This is a genomic window from Pseudomonas peradeniyensis, assembly GCF_014268935.2.
Classification (GTDB): Bacteria; Pseudomonadota; Gammaproteobacteria; order Pseudomonadales; family Pseudomonadaceae; genus Aquipseudomonas; species Aquipseudomonas peradeniyensis.
Genome location: NZ_JABWRJ020000002.1, coordinates 84,529 through 105,595 on the forward strand (window position 1 = coordinate 84,529; position 21,067 = coordinate 105,595).

Below are 21,067 nucleotides of genomic sequence, written 5' to 3' on the forward strand. Positions count from 1 at the left end.
TGCCCCGCGATGGTCTCAATCGCGGGGCAAGCCCGCTCCCACGGACCGTTCAATCTCTCAGTACAGGTCCACCGGATCAACATCCAGCGACCAGCGCACCTGCCGCCCCGATGGCATCTGCTCCAACACTAGCAACCAGGCACTGATCAGTCGATGCAGCTGAGCCCGGGCATTGGCCTGGAGCAATAGTTGCGCGCGGAAGCGGCCCGCCCGTCGTTCCATGGGCGCCGGGACCGGCCCCAGCAGCTCGATGCCGTGCAGGCCCTGTTCGATCATGATCCGCTCGGCGGCGGCGCAGGCTTCGTCGAGGAAGCTCTCGGCCTGGCCCGGCTTGTGCGCATCCGCGCGCAGCAGGGCCAGGTGGGCGAACGGCGGCAGGCCGGCGGCGCGACGTTCGCTCAGGGCCTGCTCGGCGAAGGCGAAGTAGCCCTGTTCGGTCAGTTGCACCAGCAGCGGATGGTCGGCCAGGTGGGTCTGCACGATGACCTTGCCCGGTTCCTCGGCGCGTCCGGCGCGACCGGCAACCTGGACGATCAGCTGGGCCATGCGCTCGCTGGCGCGAAAGTCGCCGGAGAACAGTCCGCCGTCGGCATCGAGAATCGCCACCAGGGTGACGCGGGGGAAGTGGTGCCCCTTGGCCAGCATCTGGGTGCCGACCAGGATGCTCGGCTGACCGCGCTGGATGGTGGCGAACAGGTTGTGCATGGCGTCCTTGCGCGAGGTGCTGTCGCGGTCCACGCGCAGGATCGGGTAGTCGGGGAACAGCACTTTGAGCCGCTCTTCGGCACGCTCGGTGCCGGCCCCCACCGGGCGCAGGTCGACGTGGGCGCACTGCGGGCACTGCAACGGCAGGCGCTCGTCGTAGCCGCAATGGTGGCAGCGCAGCACGGCGGAACGCTGGTGCACGGTCATGCGCGCATCGCAGCGCGGGCACTCGGAGAGCCAGCCGCAGTCGTGGCACAGCAGCGTCGGGGCGAAACCGCGGCGGTTGAGGAACACCAGCACCTGCTGGCCGGCCTCCAGGGTCTGGCGGATGGCCTGTTGCAGCGGGCCGCTGATGCCGCTGTCCAGCGGCAGGCTGCGCACATCCAGGCGCAGGAAGCGTGGTGCCTTGGCGCCACCGGCGCGCTGGTTCATGCGCAGCAGGCCGTAGCGGCCGCTATGGGCGTTGTGCAGGCTTTCCAGCGACGGCGTGGCCGAGCCCAGCAGGATCGGGATGTTCTCCTGGTGGGCGCGGACCACGGCCAGGTCGCGGGCGTGGTAGCGCAGGCCTTCCTGCTGTTTATAGGAGCCGTCGTGCTCTTCGTCGATGATGATCAGGCCCGGGTTCTTCATTGGCGTGAACAGCGCCGAGCGGGTGCCGATGATGATGTCGGCGTCGCCATCGCGGGCCGCCAGCCAGGCGTCCAGGCGTTCGCGGTCGCCCACCGCCGAGTGCAGCAGGGCGATGCGGGCATTGAAGCGTTGCTCGAAGCGTTGCAGGGTCTGCGGGCCGAGGTTGATCTCGGGGATCAGGATCAGCGCCTGCTTGCCGGCTTCGAGGGTCTCGCGGATCAGCTGCAGGTACACCTCGGTCTTGCCGCTGCCGGTGACCCCGGCCAGCAGGTAGGCGTGGAAGGCGCCGAAGCCCGCGCGCACCGCTTCGAACGCCGCGCGCTGCTCCTCGTTGAGCGGCAGCTCCGGCTGGGCCAGCCAGTGTTCGTGACGTGCGGTGGGCAGGTGACGGCGGACCTCGACGTTCACCAGCTCCTTGGCCAGCAGCAGGTCGAGGCTGTCCTTGTTCAGGCCGAGCTTGCTCAACAGGCTGTGGGCCACGCCGTGGGGGTGCTGCGACAGGGTCTTGAGGGCATCGCGCTGGCGCGGGGCACGGGCGATGCGCGGGTCCTCCAGGCGTGCCCCGGGGACGACGTGCCAGAAGCGCTCCTGACGCACCTCGGCCGGCTCGCCCTGGCGCAGCAGGGTCGGCAGGGCCCAGCTCAAGGTGTCGCCCAGGCTGTGCTGATAGTACTGCGCCGTCCACAGGCACAGCTTGAACAAAGCGGGCGGCACGGGCGAAACCGGGTCGAGCAAGGCGCTGGCCGGCTTGAGCTTGTCGGCGGGGACTTCGCTGTGCGTGGCGACCTCCACCAGCACGCCGATCATCTCGCGGCGACCGAACGGCACACGGACACGCATGCCGGGTGTCAGTGCCTGGCGCGCCATGCTCGCGGGCGCCCGGTAGTCGAACAGGCGACGCAGGGGCGAGGGCAGGGCAAGGCGCAGGATGACGTCGGACACGCGGAAGGTCTCTGGAGGGCGTTTCACAAATCAGGCGAGCCTAGCAGACGACGGTCGGTGCAAGCGACAACTTGCGCTGCCGCCGCGCTCTGGTATTATTCGCCGCCTAATTACGTGCGGTATTCAACAATAGGTGTTGGGTGGCGGCACGCAGCTCGAGGAAGTGACCATGAAAGCAGATATTCATCCGAACTACGAAGTAGTTGCAGTCACCTGCAGCTGCGGCAACAAGTTTGAAACCCGTTCGACCCTGGGCAGCGTCCTGGCGATCGACGTTTGCAACCTGTGCCACCCGTTCTACACCGGTAAGCAGAAAGTCCTGGACACCGGTGGTCGCGTACAGAAGTTCGCCGATCGCTTCGGTATGTTCGGTACCAAGAAGTAATCATGCGCATGGCGAATCTCTCGAGGTTCGCGTTGCTGCAAAAGAAGGCGCCCCTCGTGGGCGCCTTTTTTGTGGGCGCGATCTGGCATCTTCCGGCCCTGGCCTTCTGTCCGTTGCCCGAGCAGCCGCAGCAGGTGACGGTGCGCCAGGTGGTCGACGGCGACACCTTGCGCCTGGGTGATGGCCGCAACGTGCGGCTGATCGGCATCAATGCGCCCGAGATCGGCCGCAAGGGTCGCACCAGCGAGCCCTACGCCGAGGCTGCGAAACGGCGCCTGCAGGCGCTGGTCGAGGCCAGCGATGGTCGCGTCGGCCTGGTCCCGGGCGTGGAGCCCAAGGACAAGTACGGTCGTACCCTGGCGCACATCTATGGTCGTACTGGCGACAATCTCGAAGCACAACTGCTCAGTGAAGGCCTCGGCTACCGGGTCGCCATTGCCCCCAACGTGGCCTTGTCGGGCTGCCAGCAACAGGCCGAACAGCAGGCGCGCAACACCGGAGCCGGGTTGTGGCGCCAGTCGCCGGTGGTGCCCGCAGGGGAGGTCAGACAGTCCGGTTTTGCCGTGATCGGCGGCCAGATCAAGGGGATCGAGCGCAACCGTGGCGGTATCTGGCTGGAGCTCGACGATGCCGTGGTGCTGCAGGTCCCCGCTCGTCTGCAGCAGCGCTTCCCCGCCAGCTTCTTCGCTAACCTCAAGGGACGCCAGGTCGAGGCGCGTGGCTGGGTGCTGGATCGATCCCGCAAGGGAGGGCTCAAGCCCGGGCAGCGACGCTGGCTGTTGCCATTGACCGATCCGAGCATGCTGGCGGTTGTCCCGGGGTAAATAGTTGTAGACATTTTGCTATTGGATTGTACACACTGGCTTCCGTAAGCCCCGTGGGTTATAGCGTAAAGTCGTAGGCCAAAGGCCTTGACACATAGTGACCGGGCAGTCTTGTCGCCCCCCGGCTCTTTGCGTATCCTCGGCGGTCCGTCAGAACAGTAAACAGCGGAATGCCCATCATGTCAGACCTGAAAACCGCCGCTCTCGAATACCACGCCCAGCCCCGTCCGGGGAAGCTGAGCGTCGAGCTCTCCAAGCCCACCGCCACCGCCCGTGACCTCGCCCTGGCCTACAGCCCAGGCGTCGCCGAGCCCGTGCGCGAGATCGGCCGTGATCCGGAGCTGGCCTACAAGTACACCGGCAAGGGCAACCTGGTTGCGGTGATCTCCGATGGCACCGCCATCCTCGGTCTGGGCGACCTCGGCCCGCTGGCTTCCAAGCCGGTGATGGAAGGCAAGGGTGTTCTGTTCAAGCGTTTCGCCGGTATCGACGTGTTCGATATCGAAGTCGAGTCGGAGAGCCCGCAGGCCTTCATCGACACCGTTCGCCGCATCTCCATCACCTTCGGCGGCATCAACCTGGAAGACATCAAGGCACCTGAGTGCTTCGAGATCGAGCGCACCCTGATCGAGCAGTGCGACATTCCCGTCTTCCACGATGACCAGCACGGTACCGCTATCGTTACCGCCGCCGGCATGATCAACGCCCTGGAAATCGCCGGCAAGAAGCTCGAGGAGGCGAAGATCGTCTGCCTGGGCGCCGGTGCCGCCGCCATCTCCTGCATGAAGCTGCTGGTGAGCATGGGCGCCAAGGTCGAGAACATCTTCATGATCGACCGCAGCGGCGTGATCCACGCCGGCCGTGACGACCTGAACCAGTACAAGGCCCAATTCGCCCACGCTACTGACAAGCGCACCCTGGCTGACGCCCTGAACGGCGCCGATGTGTTCGTCGGCCTGTCCGGTCCGAACCTGCTGAGCGCCGAAGGCCTGAAGTCGATGGCCGCCAACCCGATCGTGTTCGCCTGCTCGAACCCGGATCCGGAAATCGCCCCGGAGCTGGCTCACGCCACCCGCAGCGACGTGATCATGGCCACCGGTCGTTCCGACTACCCGAACCAGGTCAACAACGTACTGGGCTTCCCGTTCATCTTCCGCGGTGCCCTGGACGTTCGCGCCAAGCGCATCAACGAAGAGATGAAGATCGCCGCCGCCATCGCCCTGAAGGACCTGGCCAAGCAGCCGGTGCCGAAGGAAGTCTGCGACGCCTATGGCGTGCAGGCCCTGGAATTCGGCCGCGAGTACATCATTCCGAAGCCGCTGGATGCCCGTCTGATCACCGTGGTTTCCGATGCCGTGGCCAAGGCCGCCATCGAATCCGGCGTGGCCACCCTGCCGTATCCGAAGCACTACCCGCTGAAAAGCGTGGATGACGTGTTCAACGGCTGATCCGGTCGTAGCGTCATGAAAAAGCCCCGGCTCGTGAGAGTCGGGGCTTTTTGTTTGCCGAGAGAGTGCCAGCGGCTGTGAGATCGAGCGCTGCGCGGGCGGCGCTCGATTTACGCGCCCACGCAAAACCTTAACCAGGCACTCTGCTTCAGAACAGGTCCATCGGCGCTGCTTCATCTGCTGGCAGAGGGCTGCCAGGTGCGGCGCCATTGCCCAGTTCGTCCACCGAAGGCGGCGAGTCCTCGGCCTTGAACAGCTCGAAGTAGGCATTCGGCGTGCTCGGCGTGGCGGCGCGGCCGCTGACCGGGTCGACGCGCAGGCTGAGAATGCCTTCAGGTTCGGCCGGCGCGTGCTCAGGCTTGTCCTTCAGCGCCGCACCCATGAAGCTCATCCAGATCGGCAGCGCCACGGTGCCGCCGTACTCGCGTCGGCCCAGGGTTTCCGGCTGGTCGAAGCCGACCCAGACGGTGGTGACGTAGTCGGCGTTGTAGCCGGAGAACCAGGCGTCCTTGGACTCGTTGGTGGTACCGGTCTTGCCCGCCAGGTCCGCGCGGCCGAGGGCCAGGGCGCGGCGGCCGGTGCCGCGCTTGATCACATCCTGCAGCATGCTGGTGAGAATGTACGAGGTGCGGCCGTCGATGATCTGCTCGGCCACGGCGGGTACCTGCGGTGCCGGGGCGACCTGGCCGAGGGCCGACGGTGCTTCGCCCGGCATCGGCGCGACGCTGATCGCCTGCTCGGGGGCTGCGAGGCCGGCCTGGTCCTGGCTGCCCTGGGGCACCCGTGCCGGGTTGGCGGTGAACAGGGTTTCGCCGTTGCGGCTTTCGACGCGCTCGATCAGGTAGGGGCTGATCTTGTAGCCGCCGTTGGCGAAGGTGCTCCAGCCGGTGGCGATCTCCATCGGTGTCAGGGTCGCGGTGCCCAGTGCCAGCGACAGGTTGCGCGGCAGGTCCTGCTTGTTGAAGCCGAACTTGGCGATGTAGTCGATGGTGCGGTCCACGCCCATGGCCTGCAGCAGGCGGATCGAAACCAGGTTACGCGACTTGTACAGCGCCTCGCGCATGCGGATCGGGCCGAGGAAGGTGTTGGTGTCGTTCTTCGGGCGCCAGACCTTGTCCAGGTACTCGTCGACGAACACGATCGGCGCGTCGTTGACCAGGCTGGCGGCGGTGTAGCCGTTGTCCAGCGCGGCGCTGTAGACGAAGGGCTTGAAGCTCGAACCCGGCTGGCGCTTGGCCTGCATGGCGCGGTTGTAGTTGCTCTGCTCGAAGGAGAAGCCGCCGACCAGGGCGCGGATGGCGCCGTTGTAAGGGTCGAGGGTGACCAGGGCGCTCTGGGCGCCGGGCACCTGGCTGAACTTGAGCTTGCCGTCCTCCAGGCGCTGCAGGCGCACCAGGTCGCCGACCTGGGCTACATCGGCCGGCGATTGCGGCGAACGCCCCTGCGAATTGCTGCTGAGGTACGGGCGCGCCCACTTCATGGTGTCCCAGGCCACATTCTCTTCCAGGCCGCCACGGGTCATCACCTTGAGGCCGGTCTTCTCGACCTGGGTGACGATGGCCGGCTCCAGGCCACCGAGGGTGCGTTGCTTGCCCAGTTCCTGCAGCCAGGCCGCACGGGTCTTGCCCGGGAAGCGTGCCTCGGGGCCGCGGTAGCCGTGGCGCTCGTCGTACTCGCTGAGGCCGTTGAGCACCGCGCTGTTGGCCATCTGCTGCATGTCGCTCGGTACCGTGGTGGTGACGCGGAAGCCTTCGGTGTAGGCGTCGCTGCCGTAACGGCCGACCATCTCGGCGCGGGCCATCTCGGCGACGTAGGGGGCGTTCACTTCCGGGGTCGGCACGTGGTAGCTGGCGTTCAGCGGTTCGGCCAGGGCCGCCTGGTAGCTGGCTTCGTCGATCTTGCCGAGCTTGTACATGCGCCCGAGGATCCAGTCGCGGCGCTCCTTGGCGCGTACCGGGTTGGCCAGCGGGTTGAAGCGCGATGGTGCCTTGGGCAGGCCGGCGATCATCGCCATCTGCGCCAGGCTCACGTCGCGGATCGACTTGCCGTAGTACACCTGCGCCGCGGCATCGATGCCATAGGCGCGGTTGCCCAGGTAGATCTTGTTGACGTAGAGCTCGAGGATCTCGTCCTTGGTCAGCTCGCGCTCGATCTGCAGGGCCAGCAGGATCTCGTTGGTCTTGCGCGAGAAGCTGCGCTCGCTGGTGAGGAAGAAGTTCTTCGCCACCTGCATGGTGATGGTGCTGCCGCCGGTCTGGATGTGCCCGGACTTGAGCAGCTGCGATGCCGCGCGCATCAGGCTGCTCGGATCGACCCCGTAATGGTTGAGGAAATTGTCGTCTTCGGCGGACAGAAGCGCCTGGATGAACTGTGGGGGAATTTCCTGGAACTTGATCGGCGAGCGCCGCATTTCGCCGAACTCGGCAATCAGCTTGCCGTCGCTGCTGTACACCCTCAGGGGGATTTGCAACTGGACGCTTCTGAGCGAGTCGACCGAGGGCAGGCTGGGGCTAAGATACAGAAACGCACCGCTCACACCGAGCACGAGCGCGCAGATGACGGCGACGAGAGACCACCAGAAGAACTTCAGCAGACGTATCAAGGCTTTTGGGTGTCCAGGTTGAGGAGTGGATTGCGCGCGGGGCCGGCGGACAGAAAAACGCTGGCCATTATAAGCATTTTTCGTCCCACCGGGTGACCGCCCGGGGCGCGGGACGACCGCTCGCGCCGCAACGGCGCGGGCTGCCGATGACCAGGAAGGAACAGCCATGCTTGGACGCTTTGGTAGGGACGCCGGTTCACTGCTGGGGGTGGAAATTGCCTCCGATTCCATACGAATGCTGCATCTGCACCGTCAGCGCGTCGGTTGGCGTGTACAGGGGTGGGCGCAGGAACGCTTCGAGCCTGCGCTGCCTGACAGTGCCGCATCCGACGAGGCAGAGGGGTTGGTGCTGGGATTGCGGCGGGCCCATGTTCAATGTCGGACGAGGCAGTTTCGGGTCGCCCTGGCATTGCCCGCCTCTCAGGTCATCTGCAAGGTTTGCCGGTTACCTGTTGGGCTGGCCGACCTTGATGTCGAGGCCGCCGTGCTGGCACAGGCCGAGCAACTTTTCCCCTTCCCGCTGGAGGATCTGGCCCTGGACTTCTGGGTGCAGGGTGCATGCGCCAACGATCCCGGACAGTTCGAGGTACTGGTGGTGGCCTGTCGGCAAAGCCAGCTCGATCCGCTGGAGCGGGTGTTCACCAGGGCCGGATTGCAGCTTGAGGCCGTCGAAGTGGACAGCTTCGCGCTACGGAGAGCGCTGCTGCCTGAGGTGCCGGCTCGTGGAGCGGTACTGCTGCAGTTGGAGCCGGGCGAAGTGGTCATGCACCGCTGGCACGGCAGCCCCGCGCCGCAACGACAGCGGCTTGCCCTGGGTTCGCCAGCGCAATGGGATGAGGCTGTCGATGATCTCTGGCGGTTGGGTAAGCAGGCACGCGTAGAAGAAGTTGTCCTGTTCGGCTGCGCTGCTGATGCAGAGCGGGCGGCGTATTTGCGAGAGCGATTGGGCGTGAAATGCCAGGTGGGTTGCCCGCGCCCTCTGGCCGGCCTCCCGGGGAGGGATGGCCCGCGCGCAGCTTCGATGGTGCTGGCCTGCGGGCTGGCAATGGGAGGTCGGGCATGATGGCGAGACTGAACCTGATGCCTTGGCGCGAGCAATGCAGGGCCAGGGCTGTACGGCGGTTCCAGGCTTTGCTGATCGTCACCCTGGCGGTGGCCCTGTGCGGGGTCACATGGCTCGATCAGATGGCGCGCTCGCGTCTGGCCAGGCAAGCACTGATCGTTGCTTCGCATCAGGCGGAGCTCGAGCGGCTCGATACCACATTGAGGCAGGTCGATCAGCTGCGCGGCAGGCGGGAGGCGCTGCAGGCCGAGCATGCCGCAGTGTCCGCTCTGGGGGCCGGGCGGTCGCAGATGCCTGGCCTGTTCCTCGCCCTTGAACAGGCCCTGCCAGAAGGGGCTCGCTTGACGGAGGTGGATGTCGAGGCAGGGCGTTTGCGCCTGGGCGGTCTGGCAGCCTCTGCGTCGGTGGTCGCCCGGTTCATGCGCGATCTGGAACAAGTGGGCATGGTGCGGGACCTCGAACTCGTTCACCTCAGGCGCCATCTCCAGGGGGACGAGTTCCTGCTGGCGGCGCGATTGCTGGCGGGTGAGTCGTGAACCGCCTGTGGCCCCTTGACTGGCAGGCGCTAGCTGGCCGGTCGGGAGTGCTGAGGGCCATGGTGTGCCTGTTGCTCGCGCTCATGGTGGCTGGCGTGGGCTACCTGGTTCGTCTGCGTGATCCGGTTCTGGGGCATGTCGAGTCTGTCCGACTGCAGCTCCAGCTACAGGGCGAACAGGAAGAGCGCAGGGCGCGCCTCGTCGAACTGGGTGTCGAGCAGCAGGCGCTCGAGCATGCACGGGCGCTTTTGCAGGCGGCACGATGGCGGCTGGCTGCGGGAGAGGGCATGAGCGAGCTGCTCGACCAGCTGGCGTTATCGGGGCATGAGCATGGCCTGGTATTCAAGCGAGTCGAAGTGCAGGAGGCGCAGCAGGCTTCAGTGTATCGAGTGCAACCGCTGGAAATCGCGGTGTCTGGACAGTATCCGGCGCTGCGCCTGTGGCTGGAGCAATGGCTGCAGCAATTGCGTCTGTTGAGCGTGGAACGGCTCAGGTTGGCCCTGAAGGATGAGGGTGTCGGGCGAGTTGATGCTCTGTTACGACTGCATGCCTACCACCCTGGGGAAGAGCTGCCGGTTCCGGCGTCATTGGCGGATGAGCGGGCCCAGGCAGGCTTGTCGAGGACGGTATTCGATCCGTTCCGGGCCTGGTCGCTTCCGCAAGAGGGCAGTGGGCCGGCGCATGTTCCTTTGGCACGGCTGGAGATGGTCGGCAGCCTCTCCCGGGCAGGGCGGCGACAGGCATTGCTGCGCTCCGCAGGTCGCCTGTATCGGATCGCGGCAGGCGAGCGGCTGGGGCTCGAAGGGGGTGTCGTGGTGGCCATCGATGTCGATCGGGTGGAGGTCCACGAGCGGATCTACATCGATGGTCGCTGGCAGGCGCGACCCAGGTATCTGGTTCTAGGAACGCGTGAGCAAGGAGAGGTCAGGGATGAGACCGAGGCGATGGTGGAGCGGCGCGCTATTGATGCTGGGGCTGCCGATGGCGCAGGCCGAGACGTTTCAGGGTGAGCCGATGTCGCTCAACTTCCAGGACGTCGAATTGCGTTCGGTGCTTCAGGTCATGGCCGACCACGCGGGCATCAACCTGGTGGCGGGCGACTCGGTGCAGGGGCGGATAACCCTGCGTCTGGAGGATGTGCCCTGGGATCAGGCGCTTGACCTGGTGCTGCGCAGCAAGGGGCTGGGCAGGCGCCAGGAGGGGAATGTGCTGTTGGTCGCTCCCGTGGCCGAGCTCGCCGGGCAAACCCAGGACATGCGTCAGGAGGTATTGCTAGAGCCACTGCAGCGTGAATTGATCCCTGTCTTCCATGCCAAGGCCGGCGAGCTGGCGGAGCTGCTGCTGTCGAGCCTGGCCGATGACGGTGCCCTGGCTGGGCGTGGCAGCCTCAGTGTGGACGCCCGCACCAATACCCTGGTAGCCACTCAGCCTGCCGCCCGGCTCGCCGAACTGCGCAGCCTGGTCACGCAACTGGATGTGCCGGTGCGCCAGGTCATGATCGAGGCCCGGATCGTCGAGGCCAATGTCGATTATGAAAAGGCCCTGGGCGTGCGCTGGGGTGGCCCTCTGTATGGCACGGATCGCCAGTTGGGCAGCGACCTGTTCGTCGATCTCGGCGTCGAACGCGCCGCTGCCGGGCTCGGGGTGGGGCTGCTGCGCAGCGATATCCTGCTCGACCTGGAGCTCAGCGCCATGGAAAAAAGCGGCAATGGCGAGATCATCTCCCAGCCAAAGGTGGTCACGGCCGACAAGGAAACCGCGCGCATACTCAAGGGCACCGAAGTGCCCTACCAGGAAACCACCCGCAGCGGCGCCACGTCGGTCTCTTTCCGCGAGGCGTCCCTGTCGCTGGAGGTGACCCCGCAGATCACGCCGGACGGCAAGGTGATCATGGCGGTGCGGGTGACCAAGGATGAGCCGGACTTCATCAATGCCCTCAACGATGTGCCGCCGATCCGCAAGAACGAGGTCAACGCCAAGGTGCGGGTGACCGATGGGCAGACCATTGTGATTGGTGGCGTGTACTCGACGTCGCAGAACAAAGTGGTCGACAAGGTGCCATTTTTTGGCGATCTGCCGTATGTTGGGCGGCTGTTTCGACGCGATGCATTACAAGAGAAAAAATCCGAGCTGCTGGTCTTCCTGACTCCGCGTATCATGAGTGACCAGGCGATTGCTGTGAGTCGTTGATTCTGTGCGAAATTTGATACTTGTGGGGCCCATGGGCGCTGGTAAAAGCACCATCGGGCGCCTGTTGGCCAAAGAGCTGCGCCTGCTGTTCAAGGATTCCGACAAGGAAATCGAACTGCGAACCGGCGCCAACATCCCGTGGATCTTCGACAAGGAAGGCGAACCGGGCTTCCGTGACCGCGAGCAGGCGATGATCGCCGAGCTCAGCGCGCTCGATGGCGTGGTCCTGGCCACCGGTGGCGGCGCGGTGATGCGCGATGCCAACCGTGCGGCGCTGCGTGCCGGCGGACGGGTGGTCTACCTGCACGCCTCGGTGGAGCAGCAGGTGGGGCGCACTTCCCGTGACCGCAACCGGCCGCTGTTGCGCACCGCCAACCCGGAAGCCACGTTGCGCGCCCTGCTGGAAACGCGCGACCCGCTCTATCGCGAAATCGCCGACCTGGTGGTGGAAACCGACGAACGGCCACCACGCATGGTGGTGCTCGACATTCTCGAGCGCCTGCAGAAGTTGCCGCCCCGCTGAGCGGGGTCTATCCTCGGCGACCAACGCCGAGACGGGGCTGAACGTCACCGCGCGGGGCCGCACCGCCGCCGCGTCCAAGCATATTGTGGGGATACATGCAGACACTAAAGGTCGACCTGGGCGAACGTAGCTACCCGATCTACATTGGCGAAGGCCTGCTGGACCAGCCCGAGCTGCTGGCGCCGCACATTGCCGGGCGGCAGGTCGCCATTGTCTCCAACGAGACCGTCGCGCCCCTGTACCTCGAACGCCTGAGCAAGACCCTGGGCGCCTACTCGGTGCTGCCCGTGGTGTTGCCCGACGGCGAGGCCCACAAGAACTGGGAAACCCTGCAACTGATCTTCGACGCCCTGCTCACCGCCCGCCATGACCGTCGCACCACCGTGGTCGCCCTGGGGGGCGGAGTGATCGGCGACATGGCCGGCTTTGCCGCGGCCTGCTACCAGCGCGGCGTCGACTTCATCCAGGTACCGACCACGCTGCTGTCCCAGGTGGACTCGTCGGTGGGCGGCAAGACCGGCATCAACCACCCGCTGGGCAAGAACATGGTCGGTGCCTTCTATCAGCCCAACGCGGTGCTGATCGACACCACCAGCCTGAAGACCCTGCCCGGACGCGAGCTGTCCGCGGGCCTGGCCGAAGTCATCAAGTACGGCCTGATCTGCGACAAGCCGTTCCTCGCCTGGCTCGAAGACAATATGCAGGCGTTGCGCGCCCTGGACTCCGCCGCCCTGACCGAGGCCATCCGCCGCTCCTGCGCGGCCAAGGCCGCCGTGGTCGGCGCCGATGAGCGCGAGTCGGGCGTGCGTGCCACGCTCAACCTTGGCCATACCTTCGGCCATGCCATCGAAACACACATGGGCTATGGCGTCTGGCTGCACGGCGAAGCCGTGGCGGCTGGCACGGTCATGGCCCTGGAAATGTCCATGCGCCTGGGCTGGATCGACCAGCCGGCGCGTGATCGCGGAATTCGCCTGCTGCAGGACGCAGGATTGCCGGTGGTGCCACCACAGGAAATGACCCCGGCGCATTTCATGGAGCACATGGCGGTCGACAAGAAAGTGCTCGACGGGCGCCTGCGCCTGGTGCTGCTGCGCCAGCTGGGCGAGGCCGTCGTCACCGACGACTATTCGACAGAGATTCTACAGGCCACCCTGGCGGCGGATTACCGCGCGATCGTGGCCCAGCTTTGAGGTTGTGACAACGCAATGACCAGTCTGCATGCCGATGAGGCGTTCCTCGACCATTACCAGTTGAGCCACGATCCGTTCGCACCGCGAGTGCCCGGCTTCAAGTTCTTCCCCGCCCAGCGCAAACCCGTGCTCGGCCAGCTGCACCACCTGGCGCGCTACAGCCAGCTGATGCTGGTGGTCAGCGGCCCGGTGGGCAGCGGCAAGACCCTGCTGCGCCAGGCTCTGGTGGCCAGCACCAACAAGCAGTCGGTGCAGAGCGTGGTGGTGTCCGCGCGTGGCGCCAGTGATGCGGCCAGCGTGCTGGGCCAGGTGGCGCAGTCGCTGAACGTGGCGCAGCCGGAGGTGCAGGCGATCCTGTCGCAGGTGGTGCAGCTGGCGCTGACCGGACAGGAAGTCTATCTGCTGGTGGACGATGCGGAACAACTCGACGAGTCGGCACTCCAAGCGTTGCTGGAGTTGGCGGCAGGTGTGGCCGAAGGGCGCCCGCATGTGTTCCTGTTCGGCGAACCTTCGCTGATTGCCGGGCTGGAAGAACTCAATACCGATGGCGAGCGCTTCCATGTCATCGAGTTGGCCCCGTACAGCGAGGAAGAGACCCGCGAGTACCTGGAGCAGCGCCTGGAAGGCGCAGGCCGGGGCATCGAGGTGTTCAGCGCCGAGCAGATCGTCGACATCCACGAAAACTCCGACGGTTGGCCTGGGAACATCAACCAGGTCGCCCGCGATACCTTGATCGAAGCCATGATCGCCAGCCGTACCACGGTCAAGCGACCATCCATGGGGTTCAAAATGCCTAAGAAACACGTGCTCGCGTTGTCCGCTGTGGTCGTGGTCGCCGTTGGTGCGGCGGTCCTGATGCCCAAGAAGGGCGACAAGGCTCCGACCGAAGCACCGGCCGCCCAGGCGCAACTGCCACTGGGCCAGGGCGGCGCGCCCGCCATCGAGTTCTCCGGCTCCTCGCAGCCGATGCCGCTGCCGCTGGTCGGCCAGTCGCAGCCGGTGATGCGCGAGCCGCTGGCCCAGGCTGCCGGCATGGGCGAGGGCGAAGAGGGTGGGCCTGCGGGTGATACCGCCCTGCAACCTGCCGCGCCATCGGCCGCCGTGCCGCCGACCGTGACCACCATCGCGCCGCCGCAAGGTGCCACCGCCAGCCCGGCACCGGCCCCTGCCCAGCCGGTGACCACCGCTCCGGTACAGCCGGTTGCGCCTGCGCCGAGGCCTGTCGCAACCCAGCCGGCAAAACCGGTTGCACCTGCCAAGCCGGCCCCGGCCCCGACCCAGGTCGCCAGCGCCAAGCCCGCCAGCAAGCCTGCCGAGAAACCAACCGCGGGTGGTGCCGGCAACAGTAGCTGGTATGCCGGCCAGAAACCGGGCAATTACGTGGTGCAGATCTTCGGCACCAGTTCCGAGGCGTCGGCCCAGTCCTTCGTCAAGGCACAGGGTGGCGACTATCGCTACTTCAAGAAAAACCTGCAGGGCAAGCCGCTGTTTGTCGTCACCTACGGCAACTTCGCCAGCCGCGACGCCGCTGCTGCGGCAATCAAGAACTTGCCAGCCAAGGTCCAGGCTGGTAAACCTTGGCCACGTACCGTCGGCAGCGTCCAACAAGAGCTGGCCACGGCCCGCTGATACCTTCCGGGCGGCACCACCCCGCCGCCCAGTTGCTGAGCGACTTCTAGCTTTCGATCAGCCTGCTGCGCCCGAGCGCGGCAGGCTTTTCTGTCCCAGACTGCCGGCCACAAGCCCTGTGTTGCAGTCATGGCTGAAACGCTTCAGACTCTAGCCAAGCCGCTATCACGGCGCATGGCGTAAAAACATTCAAAATTGCGACATAAATTTTCAATGGTGAGACATGAAAATTTGTGGGCGTCGCTGTCGCTGTGCAACAATGGTTTTCCATGACCACCGCAAAAAAGCTGGCGTTTGATCGGCGTGGATGGTAAGTGGTTGTTAAAAAAGAGATTTGCCTCCGGTTGAGAGGTGAACCTGGTGAGAAAGTGTCTATGAAAACAGGTCTGTACCATCCCGAAGAATTCAAGGACAACTGTGGTTTCGGCCTGATCGCCCATATGACGGGGCAGCCGAGTCACCACCTTCTGCAAACCGCCATGCAGGCGCTGACCTGCATGACCCACCGCGGCGGCATCAACGCCGACGGCAAGACCGGCGACGGTTGCGGTCTGCTCATGCAGAAGCCCGATCAATTCCTGCGTGCCGTGGCCCAGGAGCACTTCGCCGTCGAGCTGCCCAGGCAGTACGCCGTCGGCATGGTGTTCTTCAACCAGGACCCGGTCAAAGCCCAGGCTGCCCGCGCCAACATGGACCGCGAGATCGTCAACGCCGGCCTCAAGCTGGTCGGCTGGCGCAAGGTGCCGATCGACACCAGCGTCCTCGGCCGCCTGGCCCTGGAGCGCCTGCCGCAGATCGAGCAGGTGTTCATCGGCGGCGAAGGCCTGAGCGACCAGGAATTCGCCATCAAGCTGTTCAGTGCCCGTCGCCGCTCGTCCGTGGCCAACGCCCACGACACCGACCACTACATCTGCAGCTTCTCGCACAAGACCATCATCTACAAAGGCCTGATGATGCCGCGCGATCTTGCGGCGTTCTATCCGGACCTGGGCGACGAGCGCCTGCAGACCGCGATCTGCGTGTTCCACCAGCGCTTCTCCACCAACACCCTGCCGAAGTGGCCGCTGGCCCAGCCCTTCCGCTTCCTCGCCCACAACGGCGAGATCAACACCATCACCGGCAACCGCAACTGGGCCATGGCCCGGCGCACCAAGTTCGCCAACGACCTGATCCCCGACCTCGAAGAGCTCGGCCCGCTGGTCAACCGTGTCGGTTCCGACTCTTCGAGCATGGACAACATGCTCGAGCTGATGGTCACCGGCGGCATCGACCTGTTCCGGGGCGTGCGCATGCTGGTGCCGCCAGCCTGGCAGAACGTCGAGACCATGGACGCCGACCTGCGCGCCTTCTACGAATACAACTCCATGCACATGGAGCCGTGGGACGGCCCGGCCGGCATCGTCATGACCGAAGGCCGCCACGCGGTGTGCCTGCTCGACCGCAACGGCCTGCGCCCGGCGCGCTGGGTGACCACCACCAACGGCTACATCACCATCGCCTCGGAAATCGGCGTATGGGGCTACCTGCCGGAGGAAGTCCTGGCCAAGGGCCGTGTCGGCCCGGGCCAGATCCTCGCCGTGGACACCGAGACCGGGCAGATCCTCGACACCGACGCCATCGATAACCGCCTGAAGTCGCGCCACCCGTACAAGCGCTGGCTGCGCCAGCACGCCACGCGCATCCAGGCGACGCTGAGCGACGACCAGGGCGTGGCCAGCTACGACGCCGACCAGCTCAAGCAATACATGAAGATGTTCCAGGTCACCTTCGAGGAGCGTGACCAGGTGCTGCGCCCGCTGGGCGAGCAGGGTCAGGAAGCGGTCGGCTCGATGGGTGACGACACGCCGATGGCCGTGCTGTCGCAGCGCGTGCGCTCGCCGTACGATTTCTTCCGCCAGCAGTTCGCCCAGGTGACCAACCCGCCGATCGACCCGCTGCGCGAGGCGATCGTCATGTCCCTGGAGATCTGCCTGGGCGCCGAGCGCAACATCTTCCAGGAGTCCCCCGAGCACGCCTCGCGGGTGATCCTCAGTTCGCCGGTCATCTCGCCCGCCAAGTGGCGTTCGCTGATGAACCTGGAGCGCGAAGGCTTCGACCGCCAGCTGATCGACCTCAACTATGAAGAGAGCGTCGGCCTGGAAGCGGCCATCCGCAACATCGCCGACCAGGCCGAGGAGGCCGTGCGCGGCGGCAAGACCCAGCTGGTGCTGAGCGACCGCTACATCGCCCCGGGCAAGCTGCCGGTGCACGCCTCGCTGGCCGTCGGCGCGGTGCACCATCGCCTGACCGAACAGGGCCTGCGCTGCGACAGCAACATCCTGGTCGAGACCGCCACCGCCCGTGACCCGCACCACTTCGCCGTGCTGCTGGGCTTCGGCGCCTCGGCCGTCTACCCGTACCTGGCCTACGAAGTGCTGGCCGACCTGATCCGCACTGGCGAAGTGCTGGGCGACCTGGACGAAGTCTTCAAGTACTACCGCAAGGGCATCTCCAAGGGCTTGCTGAAGATCCTGTCGAAGATGGGCATCTCCACCATCGCCTCGTACCGTGGCGCCCAGCTGTTCGAAGCCGTGGGCCTGGCCGAGGAAGTGGTCGGCCTGAGCTTCAAGGGCGTGTCGAGCCGCATCAAGGGGGCGCGTTTCGTCGACCTTGAAGGCGACCAGAAACTGCTGGCCGCCGAGGCCTGGAGCGCGCGCAAGCCGATCCAGCAGGGTGGTCTGCTCAAGTTCGTCCACGGCGGCGAATACCACGCCTACAACCCGGACGTGGTCAACACCCTGCAGGCCGCCGTGCAGCAGGGCGACTACGCCAAGTTCAAGGAATACACCACGCTGGTCGACCAGCGTCCGGTGTCGATGATCCGCGACCTGCTCAAGGTCAAGGTCGCCGAGCAGCCGCTGGCGCTGGAGCAGGTCGAGCCGCTGGAGGACATCCTCAAGCGCTTCGACTCTGCCGGCATCTCCCTGGGCGCGCTGTCGCCGGAGGCCCACGAGGCCCTGGCCGAGGCCATGAACCGCCTGGGCGCGCGCTCCAACTCCGGCGAGGGCGGTGAAGACCCGGCCCGCTACGGCACCATCAAGAGCTCGAAGATCAAGCAGGTGGCCACCGGCCGCTTCGGCGTGACCCCTGAGTACCTGGTCAATGCCGAGGTGCTGCAGATCAAGGTGGCCCAGGGCGCCAAGCCCGGCGAGGGCGGCCAGCTGCCGGGCGGCAAGGTCAACGGCCTGATCGCGCGGCTGCGCTACGCGGTGCCGGGCGTGACCCTGATCTCGCCGCCGCCGCACCATGACATCTACTCGATCGAAGACCTGGCCCAGCTGATCTACGACCTCAAGCAGGTCAATCCGCAGGCCCTGGTGTCGGTCAAGCTGGTGGCAGAAGCCGGCGTCGGCACCATCGCCGCCGGCGTGGCCAAGGCCTACGCCGACCTGATCACCATCTCCGGCTACGACGGTGGCACCGGTGCTTCGCCGCTGACCTCGATCAAGTATGCCGGCGCACCGTGGGAGCTGGGCCTGGCCGAAACCCACCAGACCCTGCGCGGCAACGATCTGCGCGGCAAGGTACGGGTGCAGACCGACGGCGGCCTGAAAACCGGCCTGGACGTGATCAAGGCCGCCATCCTCGGCGCCGAGAGCTTCGGCTTCGGCACCGCGCCGATGATCGCCCTGGGCTGCAAGTACCTGCGCATCTGTCACCTGAACAACTGCGCCACCGGCGTGGCCACCCAGAACGACAAGCTGCGCAAGGACCACTACATCGGCACCGTCGACATGGTGATCAACTTCTTCACCTTCGTCGCTGAAGAAACCCGTGAGTGGCTGGCCAAGCTGGGCGTGCGCAGCCTGGGCGAGCTGATCGGCCGCACCGACCTGCTCGACGTGCTGCCGGGCGACACCGAGCGCCAGCATCACCTCGACCTGTCGCCGCTGCTGGGTAGCTCGCACATCCCGGCCGACAAGCCGCAGTTCTGCGAAGTGGACAGGAACCCGCCGTTCGACAAGGGCGAGCTGGCCGAGAAGATGGTCGCCATGGCCCTGCCGGCGATCCGCGACCAGGCCGGTGGCGAGTTCAGCCTCGACATCTGCAACTGCGACCGCTCCATCGGTGCGCGCATCTCCGGCGAAATCGCCAGGCTGCACGGCAACCAGGGCATGGCCGCGGCGCCGATCACCTTCCGCTTCAAGGGCACCGCTGGCCAGAGCTTCGGCGTTTGGAACGCCGGTGGCCTGAACCTGCACCTGGAAGGCGACGCCAACGACTACGTCGGCAAAGGCATGACCGGTGGCAAGCTGACCATCGTGCCGCCAGCCGGCAGCCCGTTCGAAACCCAGCACAGCGCCATCGTCGGCAACACCTGCCTGTACGGTGCCACCGGCGGCAAGCTGTTCGCCGCCGGCACCGCGGGCGAGCGCTTCGCTGTGCGTAACTCCGGCGCCCACGCTGTGGTCGAGGGCACCGGCGATCACTGCTGTGAATACATGACCGGCGGCTTTGTCTGCGTCCTGGGCAAGACCGGTTACAACTTCGGTTCTGGCATGACGGGCGGCTTCGCCTACGTGCTCGACATGGACAATAGCTTTGTCGACAAGCTCAACCACGAGCTGGTGGAAATCCAGCGCATCAGTGGTGAGGCGATGGAGGCTTACCGCAGCCATCTGGCGCGGGTCCTGGGCGAGTACGTGGAAGAAACCGGCAGCGAGTGGGGGCGTGAGCTCTCCGAGAACCTGGACGACTACGTGCGGCGCTTCTGGCTGGTCAAGCCGAAGGCGGCCAACCTCAAGCAACTGCTGTCCAGCACCCGTGCCAACCCGCAGTAAGAACAGCTGCAAGTGACGGCCCCGTGCGCGGGGCCCGTCCTGCTCAAGTGATTGTCTTGCAGCTTGCGGCTTATGGCCGGCAACTGCGGTAAAGAGGTTTTGAAAAATGGCTGAACGTCTGAGCAACGACTTCCAGTTCATCGAAGTGGGCCGCAAGGACCCGAAGAAAAAACTGCTGCGCCAGCGCAAGAAGGAGTTCGTCGAGATCTACGAACCCTTCAAGCCGCAGCAGTCCGTGGAGCAGGCGCACCGCTGCCTGGGCTGCGGCAACCCGTATTGCGAATGGAAGTGCCCGGTGCACAACTTCATCCCCAACTGGTTGAAGCTGGTCTCCGAAGGCAACATCCTGGCCGCGGCTGAACTGTCGCACCAGACCAACACCCTGCCGGAAGTGTGCGGCCGTGTGTGCCCGCAGGACCGTCTGTGCGAAGGAGCCTGCACCCTGAACGACGGCTTCGGCGCGGTGACCATCGGCTCGGTGGAGAAGTACATCACCGACACCGCCTTCGCCATGGGCTGGCGCCCGGACATGTCCAAGGTCAAGCCCACTGGCAAGCGCGTTGCCATCATCGGTGCCGGCCCTGCTGGCCTGGGCTGCGCCGACGTGCTGGTGCGCGCGGGCGTGACCCCGGTGGTGTTCGACAAGAACCCCGAGATCGGCGGCCTGCTGACCTTCGGCATCCCCGAGTTCAAGCTGGAAAAGACCGTGTTGAGCAATCGCCGCGAAGTCTTCACCGGCATGGGCATCGAGTTCCGCCTGAACACCGAGGTGGGCAAGGACATCAGCATGGAGCAGCTGCTCGCCGAGTACGACGCGGTGTTCATGGGCATGGGTACCTATACCTACATGAAGGGCGGCTTCCCGGGCGAGGACCTGCCGGGCGTGCATGACGCGCTGGACTTCCTGATCGCCAACGTCAACCGCAACCTCGGTTTCGAGAAGTCGCCGGAAGACTTCGTCGACATGCAGGGCAAGAAGGTCGTGGTCCTGGGCGGTGGCGACACCGCGATGGACTGCAACCGCACCTCGATCCGTCAGGGTGCCAAGGCCGTGACCTGCGCCTATCGCCGTGACGAAGCCAACATGCCGGGTTCGCGCAAAGAGGTGAAGAACGCCAAGGAAGAGGGCGTGAAGTTCCTCTACAACCGCCAGCCCATCGCCATCGTCGGCGAGGACAAGGTCGAAGGCGTGAAGGTGGTCGAGACCCGCCTCGGCGAGCCGGATGCCCGTGGCCGCCGCAGCCCCGAGCCGATCCCGGGCTCCGAGGAGATCCTGCCGGCCGATGCCGTGGTGATCGCCTTCGGCTTCCGCCCGAGCCCGGCGCCGTGGTTCGAGCAGCATGGCATCCAGCTGGACAGCCAGGGCCGCGTGGTGGCGCCGGAGAAGGGCAAGTTCAAGCACCAGACCAGCAATCCGAAAGTGTTTGCCGGTGGCGACATGGTGCGGGGGTCGGACTTGGTGGTGACGGCGATCTTCGAAGGCCGTACCGCTGCCGAAGGCATCCTGGATTATCTCGAAGTCTGATCCGGTCTATTCGCGGGGCAAGCCCGCTCCCACGCTATACATGTTTTAGCGT

14 protein-coding genes are annotated in these 21,067 nt (G+C 65.6%); 12 read left to right on the top strand and 2 right to left on the bottom strand.

The window, feature by feature from the left end:
• Window positions 1-57: 57 nt before the first annotated feature.
• A complete protein-coding gene (locus tag HU751_RS09910) occupies window positions 58-2,277 on the bottom strand; it encodes a primosomal protein N' (protein ID WP_186732454.1) in 2,220 nt (739 codons plus the stop codon).
• A 169-nt stretch (window positions 2,278-2,446) separates the two neighbouring features.
• On the opposite strand from HU751_RS09910, the gene rpmE reads away from it, so the two are divergent.
• The 3 genes from rpmE (at window position 2,447) to HU751_RS09925 (ending at window position 4,934) form a co-directional block, all read left to right on the top strand.
• Window positions 2,447-2,662: a 50S ribosomal protein L31 gene (gene rpmE, locus HU751_RS09915; protein WP_011531746.1), complete on the top strand. Its 216-nt coding sequence runs from the start codon at window positions 2,447-2,449 to the stop codon at window positions 2,660-2,662.
• 2 nt (window positions 2,663-2,664) lie between these two features.
• Window positions 2,665-3,486, top strand: coding sequence for a thermonuclease family protein (locus HU751_RS09920; RefSeq protein WP_186732455.1), 822 nt, complete (start codon window positions 2,665-2,667; stop codon window positions 3,484-3,486).
• A gap of 179 nt (window positions 3,487-3,665) precedes the next feature.
• The gene (locus tag HU751_RS09925; protein WP_186712010.1) at window positions 3,666-4,934 is read left to right on the top strand and encodes a malic enzyme-like NAD(P)-binding protein; all 1,269 of its coding nucleotides are present in this window, start codon (window positions 3,666-3,668) and stop codon (window positions 4,932-4,934) included.
• 148 nt (window positions 4,935-5,082) lie between these two features.
• On the opposite strand, the gene HU751_RS09930 is transcribed toward HU751_RS09925, so the two are convergent.
• Entirely contained in the window at window positions 5,083-7,533 is a 2,451-nt protein-coding gene (locus tag HU751_RS09930; RefSeq protein WP_437181047.1) for a penicillin-binding protein 1A, read from the bottom strand.
• A 169-nt stretch (window positions 7,534-7,702) separates the two neighbouring features.
• On the opposite strand from HU751_RS09930, the gene pilM reads away from it, so the two are divergent.
• From pilM to HU751_RS09975, 9 genes are all read left to right on the top strand, one after another.
• Window positions 7,703-8,599 (top strand): type IV pilus biogenesis protein PilM, encoded by an 897-nt coding sequence (gene pilM / locus HU751_RS09935; RefSeq protein ID WP_186732457.1) that lies wholly within the window; start codon window positions 7,703-7,705, stop codon window positions 8,597-8,599.
• Entirely contained in the window at window positions 8,596-9,135 is a 540-nt protein-coding gene (locus HU751_RS09940; RefSeq protein WP_186732458.1) for a PilN domain-containing protein, read from the top strand. The genes pilM and HU751_RS09940 overlap by 4 nt, the downstream gene beginning before the upstream one ends.
• A 59-nt stretch (window positions 9,136-9,194) precedes the next feature.
• Entirely contained in the window at window positions 9,195-10,145 is a 951-nt protein-coding gene (locus HU751_RS09945; RefSeq protein ID WP_186732459.1) for a pilus assembly protein PilP, read from the top strand.
• Window positions 10,066-11,325, top strand: a complete 1,260-nt coding sequence (locus HU751_RS09950; protein ID WP_186732460.1) for a type IV pilus secretin PilQ — start codon at window positions 10,066-10,068, stop codon at window positions 11,323-11,325. The genes HU751_RS09945 and HU751_RS09950 overlap by 80 nt, the downstream gene beginning before the upstream one ends.
• Window positions 11,326-11,329: 4 nt before the next feature.
• Window positions 11,330-11,848, top strand: a complete 519-nt coding sequence (gene aroK, locus HU751_RS09955; RefSeq protein WP_186712005.1) for a shikimate kinase AroK — start codon at window positions 11,330-11,332, stop codon at window positions 11,846-11,848.
• 95 nt (window positions 11,849-11,943) lie between these two features.
• On the top strand, window positions 11,944-13,041 hold the full coding sequence (gene aroB / locus HU751_RS09960) for a 3-dehydroquinate synthase (RefSeq protein ID WP_186732461.1): 1,098 nt from the start codon (window positions 11,944-11,946) through the stop codon (window positions 13,039-13,041).
• A 15-nt stretch (window positions 13,042-13,056) separates the two neighbouring features.
• Entirely contained in the window at window positions 13,057-14,670 is a 1,614-nt protein-coding gene (locus HU751_RS09965) for an AAA family ATPase (protein ID WP_186732462.1), read from the top strand.
• A 374-nt stretch (window positions 14,671-15,044) separates the two neighbouring features.
• A complete protein-coding gene (gene gltB, locus HU751_RS09970) occupies window positions 15,045-19,490 on the top strand; it encodes a glutamate synthase large subunit (protein ID WP_186732463.1) in 4,446 nt (1,481 codons plus the stop codon).
• Between the two features lie 106 nt (window positions 19,491-19,596).
• Entirely contained in the window at window positions 19,597-21,015 is a 1,419-nt protein-coding gene (locus HU751_RS09975; RefSeq protein WP_050707339.1) for an FAD-dependent oxidoreductase, read from the top strand.
• The last annotated feature ends 52 nt before the right edge of the window (window positions 21,016-21,067 follow it).

Coding starts and splice junctions, on each gene's coding strand:
- rpmE (WP_011531746.1), top strand. CDS start 2,447: ATGAAAGCAGATATTCATCCGAACTACGAAGTAGTTGCAGTCACCTGC.
- HU751_RS09920 (WP_186732455.1), top strand. CDS start 2,665: ATGCGCATGGCGAATCTCTCGAGGTTCGCGTTGCTGCAAAAGAAGGCG.
- HU751_RS09925 (WP_186712010.1), top strand. CDS start 3,666: ATGTCAGACCTGAAAACCGCCGCTCTCGAATACCACGCCCAGCCCCGT.
- pilM (WP_186732457.1), top strand. CDS start 7,703: ATGCTTGGACGCTTTGGTAGGGACGCCGGTTCACTGCTGGGGGTGGAA.
- HU751_RS09940 (WP_186732458.1), top strand. CDS start 8,596: ATGATGGCGAGACTGAACCTGATGCCTTGGCGCGAGCAATGCAGGGCC.
- HU751_RS09945 (WP_186732459.1), top strand. CDS start 9,195: ATGGTGTGCCTGTTGCTCGCGCTCATGGTGGCTGGCGTGGGCTACCTG.
- HU751_RS09950 (WP_186732460.1), top strand. CDS start 10,066: ATGAGACCGAGGCGATGGTGGAGCGGCGCGCTATTGATGCTGGGGCTG.
- aroB (WP_186732461.1), top strand. CDS start 11,944: ATGCAGACACTAAAGGTCGACCTGGGCGAACGTAGCTACCCGATCTAC.
- HU751_RS09965 (WP_186732462.1), top strand. CDS start 13,057: ATGACCAGTCTGCATGCCGATGAGGCGTTCCTCGACCATTACCAGTTG.
- gltB (WP_186732463.1), top strand. CDS start 15,045: ATGAAAACAGGTCTGTACCATCCCGAAGAATTCAAGGACAACTGTGGT.
- HU751_RS09975 (WP_050707339.1), top strand. CDS start 19,597: ATGGCTGAACGTCTGAGCAACGACTTCCAGTTCATCGAAGTGGGCCGC.